The 15,311-nt window shown below is 59.3% G+C and carries 8 protein-coding genes; 6 read left to right on the plus strand and 2 right to left on the minus strand.

What is annotated here, in order from left to right:
• Positions 1-208: 208 nt before the first annotated feature.
• Complete coding sequence (locus tag H8S62_RS16450; RefSeq protein WP_186920293.1) at positions 209-3,019, plus strand: S-layer homology domain-containing protein; 2,811 nt, start codon at positions 209-211, stop codon at positions 3,017-3,019.
• 91 nt (positions 3,020-3,110) lie between these two features.
• Here the strand turns inward: H8S62_RS16450 and H8S62_RS16455 are convergent, their stop codons facing one another.
• Complete coding sequence (locus H8S62_RS16455; RefSeq protein WP_155149155.1) at positions 3,111-5,966, minus strand: S-layer homology domain-containing protein; 2,856 nt, start codon at positions 5,964-5,966, stop codon at positions 3,111-3,113.
• Between the two features lie 627 nt (positions 5,967-6,593).
• Here H8S62_RS16455 and H8S62_RS16460 point away from each other — a divergent pair.
• From H8S62_RS16460 to H8S62_RS16480, 5 genes are all read left to right on the plus strand, one after another.
• The gene (locus H8S62_RS16460; protein ID WP_155149153.1) at positions 6,594-7,886 is read left to right on the plus strand and encodes a UDP-N-acetylglucosamine 1-carboxyvinyltransferase; all 1,293 of its coding nucleotides are present in this window, start codon (positions 6,594-6,596) and stop codon (positions 7,884-7,886) included.
• Positions 7,887-8,277: 391 nt separating this feature from the next.
• Positions 8,278-9,066, plus strand: coding sequence for an MBL fold metallo-hydrolase (locus H8S62_RS16465; protein WP_155149151.1), 789 nt, complete (start codon positions 8,278-8,280; stop codon positions 9,064-9,066).
• 18 nt (positions 9,067-9,084) lie between these two features.
• Positions 9,085-9,567: a 23S rRNA (pseudouridine(1915)-N(3))-methyltransferase RlmH gene (gene rlmH, locus H8S62_RS16470; RefSeq protein ID WP_155149149.1), complete on the plus strand. Its 483-nt coding sequence runs from the start codon at positions 9,085-9,087 to the stop codon at positions 9,565-9,567.
• Positions 9,568-9,629: 62 nt separating this feature from the next.
• Positions 9,630-10,040 carry a hypothetical protein gene (locus H8S62_RS16475; protein WP_155149147.1) on the plus strand — a complete coding sequence of 137 codons (411 nt, stop codon included), beginning with the start codon at positions 9,630-9,632 and terminating at the stop codon, positions 10,038-10,040.
• Between the two features lie 37 nt (positions 10,041-10,077).
• Complete coding sequence (locus tag H8S62_RS16480; RefSeq protein ID WP_155149145.1) at positions 10,078-11,805, plus strand: phospho-sugar mutase; 1,728 nt, start codon at positions 10,078-10,080, stop codon at positions 11,803-11,805.
• A 169-nt stretch (positions 11,806-11,974) separates the two neighbouring features.
• Here the strand turns inward: H8S62_RS16480 and H8S62_RS16485 are convergent, their stop codons facing one another.
• Positions 11,975-14,878 carry an S-layer homology domain-containing protein gene (locus H8S62_RS16485; RefSeq protein WP_186920294.1) on the minus strand — a complete coding sequence of 968 codons (2,904 nt, stop codon included), beginning with the start codon at positions 14,876-14,878 and terminating at the stop codon, positions 11,975-11,977.
• Positions 14,879-15,311: the final 433 nt, after the last annotated feature.

Consider the following 15,311-nt stretch of genomic DNA (forward strand, 5'->3'; position numbering starts at 1 on the left):
GGAACCTTTTTTTAAGGCATATCGTCTAAAGAAAAATAACGGCATTCCAGGGCTTGGCCGTTGTTTTACAGTTATGTTACGAATGGCTGTAAACGCTTGACGATTCTGCGGGGTTGGATTATGATTCTCGCAGAGGCAAGGGGAGTCATACTTGGCTGAACCAGCTAGTATGCCCCGAAAAGCCCAATATTAGAAGGAGGAATTCCAAATGAGAAACCTCAAGCGGGTCCTCAGCCTGGCTCTGGCTTCTATCATGCTCCTGGGCATGATGGTCGTCGGCGCTTCCGCTGCGGACAAGACTGCGGCTGACCTGACCGATATGGACAAGGTCACCAACAAGGAGGCCGTCTCCCTGATGGTCGACCTTGGCATCATCGTCGGCAAGCCCGACGGCTCCTACGCTCCCACTGAGGGCGTGGATCGCGCCACCATGGCGAAGCTCATCACCTATATCATGATGGGCGATGTGGACGCTTCCATTTTCGACGGCACCAAGACTGACCTGAAGGACATTGACAGTTCCTGGGCCAAGGGCTACATCAACTACTGCTACGCCAACAAGTACATCACCGGCGACGGTAAGGGCAACTTCTTCCCCACTCAGGGTGTGACTGTTGTCCAGGCTGCCAAGATGCTGCTGGTCGCGCTGGGTTATGATGCCGAGGACCGCGGCTATCAGAACGACGCCTCCTGGTCTGTCAACATCATGAAGGACGCCAAGACCAAGGGCCTGATTGAGGGCTTCGACGCCAAGGCGAACGATCCCCTGACCCGCGACAACGCTGCTCAGATGATCTTCAACACCCTGCTCGCCAAGACCGTCACCGCCAAGTATGACCGCGACATGGGCGAGAAGTACGTCTCCGAGTATGTTGACGACGACACCACCCTGGGCTATCAGACCTACTCCCTGGAGAAGCACACCGGCGTCGTGGTCGCCAACGACTTCGCCGCTCTGATGGGCGCTGTTCAGGACACCGGCAAGACCCTGATCTACACCTATAACAAGGACGGCGTGGTTGTAAACACCGACTCCAAGTCCATCAAGGTCGCCACCGGCGTTGCCATGCTGGGCCAGGAGGTCAACTACTACACCCACGGCTCCAAGGGCACTGTGTCCTCCTTCGTCTCTGCTACCGACAAGACCAAGACCTACACCTATAACGACAATGATATCACTTACGCCAAGTTCCTGAGCAACAACAGCATCACTGTTGACGGCGATAAGTACACCGAGTTCTCCACCAACTACGTGGATGAAGCTGCTTACACTCCCAAGGCTGCCGATGCTGCCCGCTTCGTGGACAGCAACAACGACGGCAAGGTCGACTTTGTCCTGAAGACCAACTATACCTTCAGCAAGGTTACCAAGGTTGACAGCACCAACATCACCATTTCCGGCCTCGGCACCCGCAAGATCGCCGATGTGTCCGGCTCCGCCGACCTGGAGAAGGACGACTATGTCAACTACGCCAACGTCGGCACCAGCGGCAAGGCTGTTGCTGAGAAGGCCGAGGAGATCACCGGCACCGTCACCGCTCTGAAGAGCAACAAGACCAAGGCCGTGATTGACGGCGAGACCTACAACGTGGCCGCCGATGCCGGCAAGGCCAGCGTGAAGGATCCCGCTCAGGTCGCCAAGACCTACATCAACAACTTGACCATTTCCAAGGCTGTGGCCGGTATCTTCTACCTCAACCACGCCGGTGAGATCGCCGTCTACCTCCCCACTGAGGACGCCGCTGATTCCACCACCCTCTACGCTTATGTGACTGGCACCCAGGTCTCCAGCTACTTCGGTGATTATTCCGTCGAGGCGAAGGTTGTCCTGGCTGATGGCACTCAGGAGACGATGGTTGTTGTCGACGACAGCGACAAGAACACCGATGGCCTGTACGACATGGCTATTGCTGCAAATACGACTTCTCTGAAAAACGCTCTTGTCGGTGTGTATCCCTACACCCTGAACAAGGACGGTGAGATGCTGGCCGGTAAGAAGGTTGACACCATCAGCGCCACCGATGGCAAGTATACTGCCGGCAACCCCAAGATGGAGCTTGACAGCACTGACATCCTGCTGGACTCCAACACTGTGGTCCTCTTCTATAAGAAGGACGGCAGCAAGGAAATCATCTCCTCCTACAAGGGCGTTAACAATGTCCCCGGTATCGCGGATAACACCACTGTTACCTATGTGAAGGCTGCCGACAAGACCTTTGCCTCCTTCATCTTGGTGAGCAACGCTGTGGGCGAGGTCGAGACCGCCGAGTACGCTTACGCGCTTGGCAACGGTTTCACTGCTCAGACCGCCGACGGCTACGAGTACAGCATGGTCGTCAACGGTGAGAAGGTCACCCTGACCACCGCGAACGAAGTGTCTGGCATGCACATTGGCGACATCTATACCTACGGTCTGGACAAGGACGATATCGCGACCCTGACCAAGGTGACCACCAACATCGACACTGGCGTCATTACCTCTGTCACTGATAAGTACATTACCCTCAAGGGTGGTGAGGTGGTTGAGCTGGCCAGCGACTACAGCGTGGACGACCTGACCTCCACCGACAACAAGAACGCCATCATCCCCGGCACCGGCGACCTGATTGCCGACAGCAAGATTGTCTACGTCACCTCTAACTCCAAGCTGGTCAAGGCCTATGTCATCAACGACGGCAAGGTCGCTGGTGTTGACGGTGAGAACAAGGGCGTTCTGCTGGCCGTGGACGGCTACAATGTCACCGCCACCGGTACCTTTACCGAGGCTGGCAACAAGCTGGTCCTGAAGTACACTGCTCCCGCCGGCATCTCTGCCAACGGCGCTGTTGTCAAGGTTAACAATGCGACTGTGTCCGCTGATCTTGCTGACGGCAAGACCTCTGTGGAACTCACTCACGTGTTTACCACCGGCACTGAGACCATTACGGTTGAGATTCAGTGGAACTCTCTCTACACTGAGACTTACACCATTGATACCTCCGACCTGTCCGAGTATGTTGCCCCCACTCCTGCTGAGTAACTAAAGAACGGGAGTATTCCCGACGCAAAAGCGGACCCGGCGCACAATGTGCGCCGGGTCCGCTTTTACATTAAATGACCAGAGCTATTTTTTACAGCCCCAAGCCACTACAGTCGATGGTATAGGTAGTGGAATAGTTCTCGGTCCACTGGAAAGTCACATCGACAAAGGTCTTGCCCTCCAGACGAAGGATCAGGGTGAAATCACCGGACTGGTCGCTCAGGGTCTTATCAGCGCCGTCAGGATTGGTGGTATAGTTGTCGATCTTGACGTCATACTCACTGGTAGCGCCGGCAGGGGCCTTGAAGGTCAGGGCGACGAAATGGCCGGACTGCTCAGCCTCAACGCTTCCATTGAACCAAGTGAAGCCGGTGCTCAGAGTGGGAGCTTTGGTGACGGTGATATCATTGCCGTTGTAGACAATGGCGGCGCCCTCGTTGATGTGGACGGTATCAGGCAGGTTGCTCGAGCCAATCTCCTCCACCAGGGTGTCGCTGCCGGTGTTGGAGACGCTGCCAGTGCCGACAACATAAGCCTTGGCAATCTTCTTCTCGCTGTTGAGGACATAGACCACGGTGTCGTCCTTGGAGATGACACCGGTGTAGGGAGTAATGTTGCCCTTCTCATCGGCACTGGTCAGTACGTCGACAGTGATGTTGCTGGCGAAGTAGATGACATTGCCATCAACCAGGATATAGCTCTCGCCGTCAGTACCGGCGACCACTCCGCTCATGATGCTGTCGCCGGAGAGGGGGGCGCCCATGGAGGAGATACCCTTATCGTTGGTGCTGTACTTGTACACGGCGCCGACGGGGTAGGGGGTGGCGGTGGTGGTGGTAAGGGAGACAATCTCGCCGTCCACGGAGAAGCTGTGCGCGTAGCCGCCCACGACGGTCAGCACATCGCCGCCCAGAGAGTAGGCGTAGTTGGCGTCGGTCTCAATAGAGGGAGTGGCGCCGATGAAGATAAAGGTGGCATAGGCGCTGTTCTTGGCATTGACATAGGTGGCGGTGCCGGTGAAGGAGGGAATGCTCTTCACGCCGGTGTAGGAGTAAGCCTTGCCGTCCTTGTAGAAGAGGGCGACAGTGCTGTCGTTGGCGAGAACGCCGGTGCCAACGGTGGGCTTTCCGGAGGTGAAGGCAGCAGAGACGGTAGTGGTGACCTTGGAGGTAGCAGCGGCCTTAACGACCATATCGCCGTCGGCATTCAAGTAATAGCCATAGACGCCGTTCAGGTCGTTATAACCGCCTTTGAGATTCTCCAGCAGGCTGGAGCTATCGGATTTGCCGTTGTCGTCGGCCAGGGTGTAAATCTCGGCTGTGCCGTCAGCCAGAACCGCGCCGACCTCGGCAGTGGAGTTGCCCCAGGCGTCCTTGGAGACGGTTGCGGTGGTCAGGTAGGCATACTGGGTGCTGGCAGAGGTCTCGCCCACAGCGATGGCCAGAGCACCGTCGTGGTCGAGGTAGTAGGTCTGCTCGGTGGCGTCCTTCAGCGTGGTCAGGCCGCTCAGATAGGTCAGGGCGTCCTTGACGTTGGTGCTGGAAGAGGCATTGCCCTTGCCGGTAACGTCGTAGGTGGTGCCGTCCACGACAGCGGTCTTCTTAGTGCCGTTGAAGGCGGTGACGGTGCCGGTGATGGACTCAGCCTTGCTCACGAACACGCGGTTACCCACGGTGGTGTAGTTGACATAGTCCTTCTCAGCAACATTGTCAAAGCCCACCACGTCGGCGGCCTTCTTGGTGCCAGTGCCGGAGATGGTAATGTTACTGGAGGTTTTCTTGGTGACCTCGGAGAAGGTGTAGGTGGTCTTCAGGCCAAAATCGACGGTGCCGTTGGCATCGGCGTCGATCAGGGTGTAGCCCTGCAGGACGGGCTGGGTGTTGGTCAGGCTGGCATAGTTCACGGCGAACACGGCGGTATCGGCAACGGTGAGACCGTTGTTGGTCAGGAACTTGCTGTCGCTGGTGGCACCGGCGGAGTCGGACTTGGTGTAGGTCTTGGTCTTGCCGGAATTGACAACGGCGGAGGAGACCTTATCACCGGTGTTGAAGGTGTAGTACACGACCTCCTGGCCCAGCTGCTCCAGGGTGCTGGAGGAGTTGATGACGGTGGGGGCGGCGGTCATGCTGGCGTACTTTCCGTCCTTGTCGGACACGATGACGGCTGTTTTGCCGGCATCAGTGGTGTTGGAGCTCATTCTGATGTAGGCGTACTCGTTGGCAACCACGACGCCGGTGTGCTTGACCAGGCTGTACTGCAGGTCGCCCAGAATGGTGTCAGTGGTGCGCAGATCGGTCTTGTGAGCGACGCCCTGATCATACTGGGTGTCGTACTTCACAGTCTTGGCGAGCAGTGCGTTGAAGATCATCAGCGCAGCGTCGTCACGGGTCAGCTTGTCGTTGGTCTTGGCGGAGAGGTTCTCCAGCAGACCGGCTGTCTTCGCGTCCCGCATGATGTTGATCGACCAAGAGTTACCAGTGTAGCCCTGAGCAGCGGCATCATAGCCGAGTGCAACCAGCAGCATCTTGGCAGCCTCAACAACGGACACGCCGTTGGTGGGGAAGAAGTGGCCGATGCCGTCACCGGAGATGATGTTGTTGGCATAGCAGTACTTGATGTACCCCTTGGCCCAGGAGCTGTCAATGTCGGTCAGGTCGGTCTTGGTACCCTCGAACAGCGCGGGATCGGTATCGCCCATCAGCACATAGCAGATAAGCTTCGCCATGGTGGCGCGATCCACGCCCTCGGTGGGGGCGAAGGTGCCGTCAGGTTTGCCGACGATGATGCCGAGGTCGACCATCAGAGCGACGGCCTCCTTGTTGGTGACCTCATTCATGTCCTTGAGGTCGGAAGAGGTGACGTCCGCAGCGGAAGCGCCGACGACCATCATGCCCAGGAGCATGATAGAAGCCAGAGCCAGGCTGAGGACCCGCTTGAGGTTTCTCATTTGGAATTCCTCCTTCTAATATTGGGCTTTTCGGGCGAAATACGGACCAACAGGGTCGTATGACAATTCTTTCCAAGAAAATAAAGGGCGAGAGAGGGGCGGTTTTATTAATAAAACCGCCCCTTTTTTATAAAATAGTGAGTAAGGTAGACATTTGGTAGGCCGCTGGGAGAAAAGTGCGACAGAAACGGTGTAATTGCAACGTTTTGGGGGTGCTTTCGGTAGACATCTGGTAGACGTGCTCTGAAAAATACAGGAAAATATAAGGCGGAACGGCTGGAATAAAAAAGCGGATTTGCGGGCATAGTGAAAGCAGCAAGACGCGGTCTTATAGTGTTAAAAAAGAGACTTTTGGGGGATTTCGGTTGCAAAAGCTGGAAGAAAATGAGCAGGATGCGGAGCTAAACGCGTTTTTTATGCCTGCGGCGCAAAATTACTTTGATTTTACATCATACTATGCTATAATAGCACCGTATGAAGTGCTCCCGCCTGGGCGGTGAGCCTCCCATGGCCGCCCGCTGGCGCGGCATGGTTAAGAACAAACATATCGGGCGGAAGCCGAAGAGCCCCGCCCTGGATACCGCGGAGCGCTGTACGGCTCCGGCGGAAGGAATAGAGGGTGCCGGATTGACAAAGTATGTGATCCGCGGTGGGAAGCCGCTTCACGGTGAAATTGAAATCAGCGGAGCAAAAAACGCGGCGGTGGCTATTATCCCGGCCGCGCTTTTGGTGGACGGCGTCTGCCGTATTGAAAATATTCCCCAGATCAGCGATGTGACCTTGATTCTGACCATCCTGCAGGAGCTGGGCGCCGACGTGCGCACGGTGAACCGGACCACGGTGGACGTGGACTGCTCCCATATCCGCAACGGAAAAGTGCCCCACGAGCTGGCGCGGAAAATCCGCGCCTCCTATTATCTCATCGGCGCGCTTCTGGGCCGCTTCGGCAGCGCCCAGGTGCCCCCTCCGGGCGGCTGCGACTTCGGCGGGCGGCCCATCGACCAGCACATCAAGGGCTTTGTGGCCATGGGGGCCGAGGTGGACGTCCGCGGCGGCTATATTCAGGCTCGGGCCAAAGGGGACAAGCTGGTGGGCACCCAGATCTACATGGACATGGTCTCCGTGGGCGCCACCATGAACATTATGCTGGCCGCCACGCTGGCGGAGGGCATGACCATCATCGAAAACGCCGCGAAGGAGCCCCATGTGGTGGATGTGGCCAACTTCCTCAACTCCATGGGTGCGGACATCATGGGCGCGGGCACCGATGTGATTAAAATCAAGGGCGTGGAGCGGCTAACCGGCGGCTCCTACTCCATCATCCCCGACCAGATTGAGGCGGGCACCTATATGGCCGCCGCCGCCGCAACCGGCGGCGAGGTTTTGATCAAAAACGTCATCCCCAAGCACCTGGAGTGCATCACCGCCAAGCTGGAGGAGATGGGCGTGGACGTGGAGGAGCGGGACGACGCCGTTGTCGTGCGCAGGGCCGGCCCCCTCACCCGGACCAATGTGAAGACGCTGCCCTATCCGGGCTTCCCCACAGATATGCAGCCCCAGGTTGCCGCCGTCCTCTGCCTGGCGGAGGGGACCAGCGTCCTCACCGAGGGCGTATGGGATAACCGCTACCGCTACGTGGACGAGTTCCGCCGCATGGGGGCGCAGATTCAGGTGGACGGCAAGGTGGCCGTCATTGAGGGTGTGGATCACCTCACCGGCGCGCCTGTCCGGGCCTGTGACCTGCGGGCCGGCGCGGCCCTGGTCATCGCCGGTCTGGCGGCCCAGGGTACCACGGAGATCGACTGTATCCACCATATTGAGCGGGGCTATGAGGACATCGTCCGCAAGCTCTCCGGGGTGGGGGCGGATATCCGCGTCGTGGTGACGCCCGACGAAGAGAAGCAGGCGCAGATAGGCTAGGCCGTTCAGAGCAGCGGCGCAAGCAAATAGACATCGTTTTTCATCATCCCGGCCGGTTTTCCGAAGGCGCCATGGGTTTACAGCACGGGAGTCCGGCGGTGTCTTGCGGAAAAAGGTACGGACGTTTGGATACGTTACTGGCCTTTAGAAATCACAAGGGGCGGCGGCTCGTGGCCGCCGCCCCTTGTGATTCCGCGGATGCGGACGGCGCGGGTGCGCCGGAGCCTGGGCGGATTCACTCCGGGCAGGCAATACATAAGAATAACAGGGGTTTCCCCACACGCCAAAGCATGTGGGGAAGCGGCGGTTCGCGGCCGCCGCCCCTGTCAATACCGCGCCTAATCGCCCCTGTGTGGGGAGAAATTGATTACATATTTGGGAGGGCTCCCTTTTGTTGCAGCTTTGCACCCTCGCGAGCGGGTCCAGTGGGAACAGCCTGCTGGTGTCCGACGGGCGGACCCATGTTCTGATTGACGCGGGCATCTCGGCCCGGCGCATTACCAAAAGCCTGCGGGAGCTGGGCATTGAGCCCGGTGAGCTGGCCGGAGTGCTGATTACCCATGAGCATTCAGACCACATCTCGGGCCTGACCACCCTAACAAAGCAGTTCTCCCTGCCCGTCTATGCCAGCAGGGGCACGGGGATGCAGCTTTGCTACCGGATTGCGTTCCTGGAGTCCTGCCTGCGTACCTTCCGGCCGGGAGAGAGCTTTGAGGTGGGGGAGCTGGGTGTGGAGACCTTCCCCACCCCCCACGACACCGTGGAGAGCGTGGGCTACGCCGTGACCGGCTGCGGCAGGAAAGCTGCGGTGGTCACCGACCTGGGCGAGGTCACCGAGGCGGTGGCCGCCGGGGTGAAGGGGGCGCACCTGCTGGTGGCGGAGGCCAATCACGATGTGGAGTGGGTGAAGTCCGGACCCTATCCCTACTTCCTAAAATCCCGCATTCTGGGGGACCATGGGCACCTCAGCAACGAGGCGGGGGGCGCACTGGCCCGCAGTGCTGTGGAACAGGGGGCACATACGGTGGTGCTGGCTCATCTGTCCGCCGAAAACAACACTCCCGCCAGGGCCTATGGGACCGTGCGCACCTGCCTGGAACTGGGGGGCGTGGACGTGGAGCGGGACATTCAGCTGGAGGTGGCCCCCCGGGTGGAGACGGGGCGGAGATACACGGTGTAGGACTGGGAGCGTGGGTTTTTGCTGAGCATCCATATTATCTGCGTGGGCAGGCTGAAGGAAAAATTCTACATAGAGGCCTCGGCGGAATACGCCAAGCGGCTGAGCGGGTACTGCAGATTCCAGCTCGCGGAGCTCCCTGAGGAGCGGCTGCCGGAGAAGCCGTCGCAGGCCCAGATTGAAAGCGGCCTCGCCAGAGAGGGGGCGGCCATTCTGCAGCGGCTGCCCAAGGGCGGCGCGGTCATCGCCATGTGCGTGGAGGGGAAGAGCCTCTCCAGCGAGGCGCTGTCCGGGCGCATGGCGGATTGGGCCGGGCAGGGGAAGAGCCAGCTGACTTTTCTCATCGGCTCCTCCTATGGGCTGCATACCTCTGTCAAGGAGCGGGCGGACCTGAAGCTCTCCATGTCGCCTATGACGTTTCCCCACCATCTGGCCAGGGTCATGCTGCTGGAACAGATTTACCGGGGATTTAAAATCATGGAGGGGTCCAGCTATCATAAGTGATAAGGGCAGAGCACCCGAATGCAGCGATAAGGTGCAGAACAGGACGGAAAGGCGGGATGGACATGGGCTGGTGCGAACACTGTGAGACGGAGCGGGAAGGAACTGTGTGCCCGGTCTGCGGCGGAGAGCTGCTTCAGGAGATTACCCCCGAGGACCTGGAGCAGGCCCACCCCGAGTGGGGCAGAGAGACGGGACGCCTGCTGGACCGCTGGCCCAAGGGGCCGGACGGCGAGCCGGAGGAGCCGGGAATGCTGGCACTGGCGCAGGACTTCGAGTCCTCGAGAGGGCTCATCCTGTCCCGGCTGGAGGCCGCGGGAATCCCGGCGTTTTACCGCTATCCCGAGGGCGGGGGACTGGGTAAGGTCGTACTGGGCTTTTCGGGGTACGGGGTATACATCTACGTGCCGAAAAGCCGCTATGAGGAGGCCGAGGAGATGGTCGGCGGCCTGGCTGCGCCCGGCAGGGGTTATTGACAGCGTGAAATTTCCATACTGAACAGGAGGATGAAGCATGACGTACAAAGAGGTTTACCAGAAGTGGCTCGGCAGCAGCGCTCTCAGTGAGGCGGAGAAGGAGGAGCTGCGCTCCATTGCAAATGACGAGAAAGAGATTGAGAGCCGCTTCTTCGCCCCCCTGGAATTCGGCACCGCCGGCCTGCGGGGCACCATGTGCGTGGGCCTGCACCAGATGAACATCCATGTCATCCGCCACGCCACGCAGGCTTTCGCCGAGGTCATTTTGGCCGAGGGCGGCGACGCCGCGCAGCGGGGCATCGCAATCTGCTTCGACTGCCGCCACCACTCCGACGAGTTCGCCCGGGAGGCGGCGGCCGTCATGGCGGGCAACGGCATCAAGGTGCGTATTTTCGACACCCTGCGGCCCACCCCCGAGCTCTCCTTCGCCGTGCGGGAGTACGGCTGCATCGCGGGCATCAACGTCACCGCCAGCCATAACCCCAAGGAGTACAACGGCTACAAGGTCTATTGGGAGGACGGCGCACAGCTGCCCCCCCATCACGCCGCCGCCATCGCGGCGAAGATGGAGGAGCTCGACCTCTTCGACTCCATCCGGCGCATGGACTACGATGCGGCCGTGGAGGCCGGGATGATCGCCGTCATGGGGACGGAGACCGACGAGAAGTTCCTGTCCAACGTGATGAGTCAGGTCAACGACGCAGCCGCCGTGGAGAAGGTGGCGGACACCTTCAAAATGGTCTACACCCCATTCCACGGCACGGGCTACAAGCTTATTCCCGAGGTTTTAAAGCGGCTGGGGATGAAGCACGTCATCTGCGTACCGGAGCAGATGGTGATTGACGGGGACTTCCCCACTGTGGTCTCCCCCAACCCGGAGAACCCCGAGGGCTTCTGTCTGGCGGTGGATCTGGCCAAGGCGAACGGGGCCGACTTCATCCTGGGCAGCGACCCCGACGCCGACCGGGTGGGCATCATGGTGCGCAACGACAAGGGCGAGTACGTCACCATCTCGGGCAACCAGACCGGCGTGCTGCTGCTGGACTACCTCATCGGGGCAAGGAAGCGGGCGGGCAGCCTGCCGGAAAACGCCGTGGCCCTCAAGACCATCGTCACCACTGAGATGGCCCGGAAGGTGGCCGAGGTGAACGGCGTGACCTGCTATGACACCTTTACCGGCTTTAAGTTTATGGCGGAGAAGAAGAACAAGCTGGAGCAGGCCGGCGAGGGAAAGGTCATCTTCTCCTACGAGGAGAGCTACGGGTATATGCTGGGCGACTATGTCCGGGACAAGGACGCCGTCACCGCCGCGCTGATGCTCACCGAGATGGCGGCCTGGTACGCCGGACAGGGCATGACCCTCTACGACGCGCTGGAGGCCCTCTTTGAAAAGTACGGCTACTACGGCGAGAAGACCCTCAACCTGGTGATGCCCGGGCTGGACGGCCTGGCCAAAATGAAGAAGCTGATGGACGACCTGCGGGCCAATCCCCTCACCGAAATCGCCGGGGTAGAGGTCGTTTCCCGCAAGGACTTCGCCGACGGCACCGAGACCGACGTGTCGAGCGGGAGGGTGACGGAGATGGAACTCAAAGGTTCCAACGTGCTCAAGTACAAGCTCGCAGACGGCACCGACCTTGTGGTGCGGCCCTCCGGCACCGAGCCGAAGGTGAAGGTCTACATCCTGGCCCAGGGCGCCAGCCACGCGGAATGCGGCGGGAAGGTGGAGAAATACGCCGCATGGGCGGAGAACCTGAAGGGGTAAGCTGATATAAAAAGAGCTCTCACGCCTTATGGGTACGGCCCTAAAGGCGTGGGAGCTCTTTTTTGGTGCTTGAGGTGCGAGACGAAGCGATTCCGATTGGGAAGGTGGAGAAAACCGGCCCCCGCGCCAGAAAGCGCGGGAGCCGGTTTTTAAGTTGCTGGAATGATTTTTACTCAGCCTCGGAGAGTTCTGCGACGACAGAGATGGTGTAGGAGGTAGAGGTGATGCCCTTGCCGGCCTCGGAGGTGACGACAGTGACGATCACGGTCTTGCCCACATCGTCCTTGTCGACAACGTAAGCGCCGTCGGAATTGGTCTTGCCGGCGCCGTCAAAACTGACAGAGGTGTAGGTGTTGGCGGATTTAGCGCTGACCTCAATGGCGATGGTCTCGCCGGCAGCAGCCTTGACCTCGGTAGCCTTGTCAGCGCTCAGAGCGGTCCCGTTGGCCTTCACGGTCTGGGGAGCGGGAGTGGGGGTATCGTCGTCGGGATTCAGGACATAGACGGTCTTCATGGCGACCTTGCCGGCGGCGGTGGTCTCGTCGACGGTCTTGACCCACAGGAAGGTGCCGGCAACAATATCAGCCGCATCGCCCTCGACAACGTCCTTACCACCGATGACGTACACGTCTTCGCTGCCGTCAAAGGTCAGGGTGGCGTTGGTGAGCTTCTCATCGCCGGAGTGGATGTCGCCCTTGGTCTTCAGCGCACCGGCGCTGGCATCGGCAGACGCGACGACGGGATAGTAATTCGCGCCGGTGGCGGCACCGGGGTTGCTGATGTACTTGTCGTTGTCCACATCGATGGTCATGAGGACATTATAATCGCTCTTAGCGAGCTCCAGATCGCTCTTGGACATATAGGTATCGACATCGCCGTTCAGGGAGGCCTTGTAGCAGTAGTACTTGGTGGACCCAATGTACTCCACGCCCTCGTTGGCCAGGAAGACGATCATGTTGCTGGACTTGTCGCCCACGGAAGAGCCGGCGCCGGTGGCGTCCACGAAGACGACCTTGGCGTAGCCGCCCTTGGTGGCTGCGGCAATCAGTGTATTCGCACCCTTGCTGGTGGGGGCGTTCTGATAGCCGGTGTAGACAGTGAACACGGACTTGCTGCTGCTGTTCAGGGTTTTATAGACATAGATGGTGTCGTTGTTGGCAGTGGCAACGCCAGCGATAGTAGCGGTACCCTTGACAATGTTGGCCTTGTCGACGGCATTGACCTGAGTCAGCTCGTAGTTGCCATCGGAGTTCACAGAGTAGGTGTAGATACCGTCAAGGGCATTGTTCTTGGCGGCAGACGCGTTGACGGTGGAACCGTTCACCGCGTCGTAGCTGCCCTCAGAGGTACCAGTTGTGCCCTTGATGCTCTTGCCGCCGAGCTTGTCGACGTTCACGGTCTCGCTGGTGCCGTCGGTGAAGACGAGCAGAGCCTCGAAGTAACCCTCGGGCTTGGCGCCGGAGCCGGGGACATAGGCGATGGCGTCAATAATGGCGTAGTTGGTCTCGCCCTCAACGCCGTCCACGGCCACGACATAGCCGTTGGCGTCCAGATAGAAGACGGACTCATCGTTGCCGGTGAAGGCCTGCGCGTCGGTCATGGAGGTGGCGTTCTTAATGCCGGCGGCGGTGTAGGTGGTGCCGTCGATGAGCATGGTGTGCTTGCTGGTATTGTAGCGGGTCATGGTGCCGGTGACGGTCTCGGGCTCATACACGTAGTACATATCGCCGATCTTGGCGTACAGCACCACGTCGTCCTTGGAGAGGGAGGCGAAATCGCCCACCACCAGGGACTCGTCAATGGCCTTGGAGACGCCCTTGATGGAGACGGTGGCCTCAGTGCCGTCGGACTTCTCAGCGGTGGTCTTGGTGATGGTGCTCAGGGTGTACTCGGTGACCTTGACGACGTCGTACTTGCCGTTGCTGTCGGCATCGAGGAATTCAATGGTAGTGCCGATGACGTCATAAGCCGTTTTAAGGGCATTCTTCAGAGCGTCGAGGGTGGTCACGGTGTCCTTCTTGTCGCCGTTGACATAGACGGAAACAGACTCGTCCATACTGTAGCCGATATAGCCGCTCTTGCCCTTGGTGACCAGATTGGCGAAGGCGGTGCCGTCGGTGCTGGTGGCCAGGACGTCGGCAGTGGTGGCGACGGCGGCGCTGGAGACCAGACCGTTGACATCGCGATAATAGGCAACAGTGGAACCGATGTCGCCGGTCTCGGCGGAGAGCTTCTCGGGCTTGCCGCTGATCACAGCGGTCTTATCGCTGGGGTCAACGCTCTCCAGCACGCCCTTGACCTGGTAGAGGCCGTTGTAGGTGGTGGCGGCCAGGCTGGAGACGTCGGAGTAGCTGCTGATGTATTGCTTGCCCATATCGAAGGCGTAGACGGGCTTCTTGTTGGTGACGAACAGCGTGTTGAAGATCATCTGAGCGGCGTTGTCGCGGGTGAGAGAATCGCTGGCCTTTACGCTGATGCCCTTGGTCAGGGAGCGGACGGAACCGGTGCTGTAGGAGACGGTCTTGCCGTCAGCAGACTCGGTGCGGCTCCACTCGGTGGCGGACTGGGCGTCGCGCATGATGTTGACGGACCAGTTGTCGCCCACGTAGCCGCGGTCAGCGGCGTCGTAGCCCACGGCGACCAGCAGCATCTTGGCGGCCTGGACGACGGTCACGGGCTCGGTGGGGAAAAAGTGGCCCTTGCCGTCGCCGGTGATGATGCCGTTGGAGTAGCAGAACTTGATGTACCCCTCGGCCCAGGAGCTGTCGATGTCGGTCAGGTCGGTCTTGGTGCCCTGGAAGGACGCCTGATCCACGTCGCCCATCAGCATCATGGTGATGAGCTTGGCCATGGTGGCGCGGTCCACGGTGGCGGAAGGATCATAGGAACCGTCAGTCTTGCCCTCGATGATGCCGAGGTCGACCAGAAGGCTGACAGCCTCCTTGTTGCTGATCTTCTCAGAGTCAGTGAGATCAGCGTAAGTTTTGTCCGCAGCGGAAGCGCCGACGACCATCATGCCCAGGAGCATAACAGAAGCCAGAGCCAGGCTGAGGACCCGCTTGAGGTTTCTCATTTGGAATTCCTCCTTCTAATATTGGGCTTTTTGGGCGAAATACGGACCCACAGGGTCGTATGACAATTCTTACAAGATATAATAAATATTAAAAACGAAAGTTTTTTTATCTATTGCCCTAAGTTTTTAGGGTTTTGGTTGCGCTGGTAGACATCCGGTAGACGACCGCCGTGGCAGGGGCACGAGATGTCCGCCATCTGGCGGGGTTGCCGGGACTGGTGGTAGACAATTGGTAGACATGGCTGAAAAACACGCTTAGGCAGCCGGGGCGTCAATGGGCAGGGAGAGCGAGGACGGGTGGGGGGGAGCGGGACAGCTTTACAAAAAATTGGAATTCATTGCGGCGAGCCAGGTGAACGACGTGGTGGGGGTGACCTTTTTGGGCGAGGGGAGCTTGATAAAATTGACGGTTTGGACTTGCCCAGCCTCTCTC

It is taken from the genome of Lawsonibacter faecis (assembly GCF_014287675.1).
Lineage (GTDB): Bacteria > Bacillota > Clostridia > Oscillospirales > Oscillospiraceae > Pseudoflavonifractor > Pseudoflavonifractor faecis.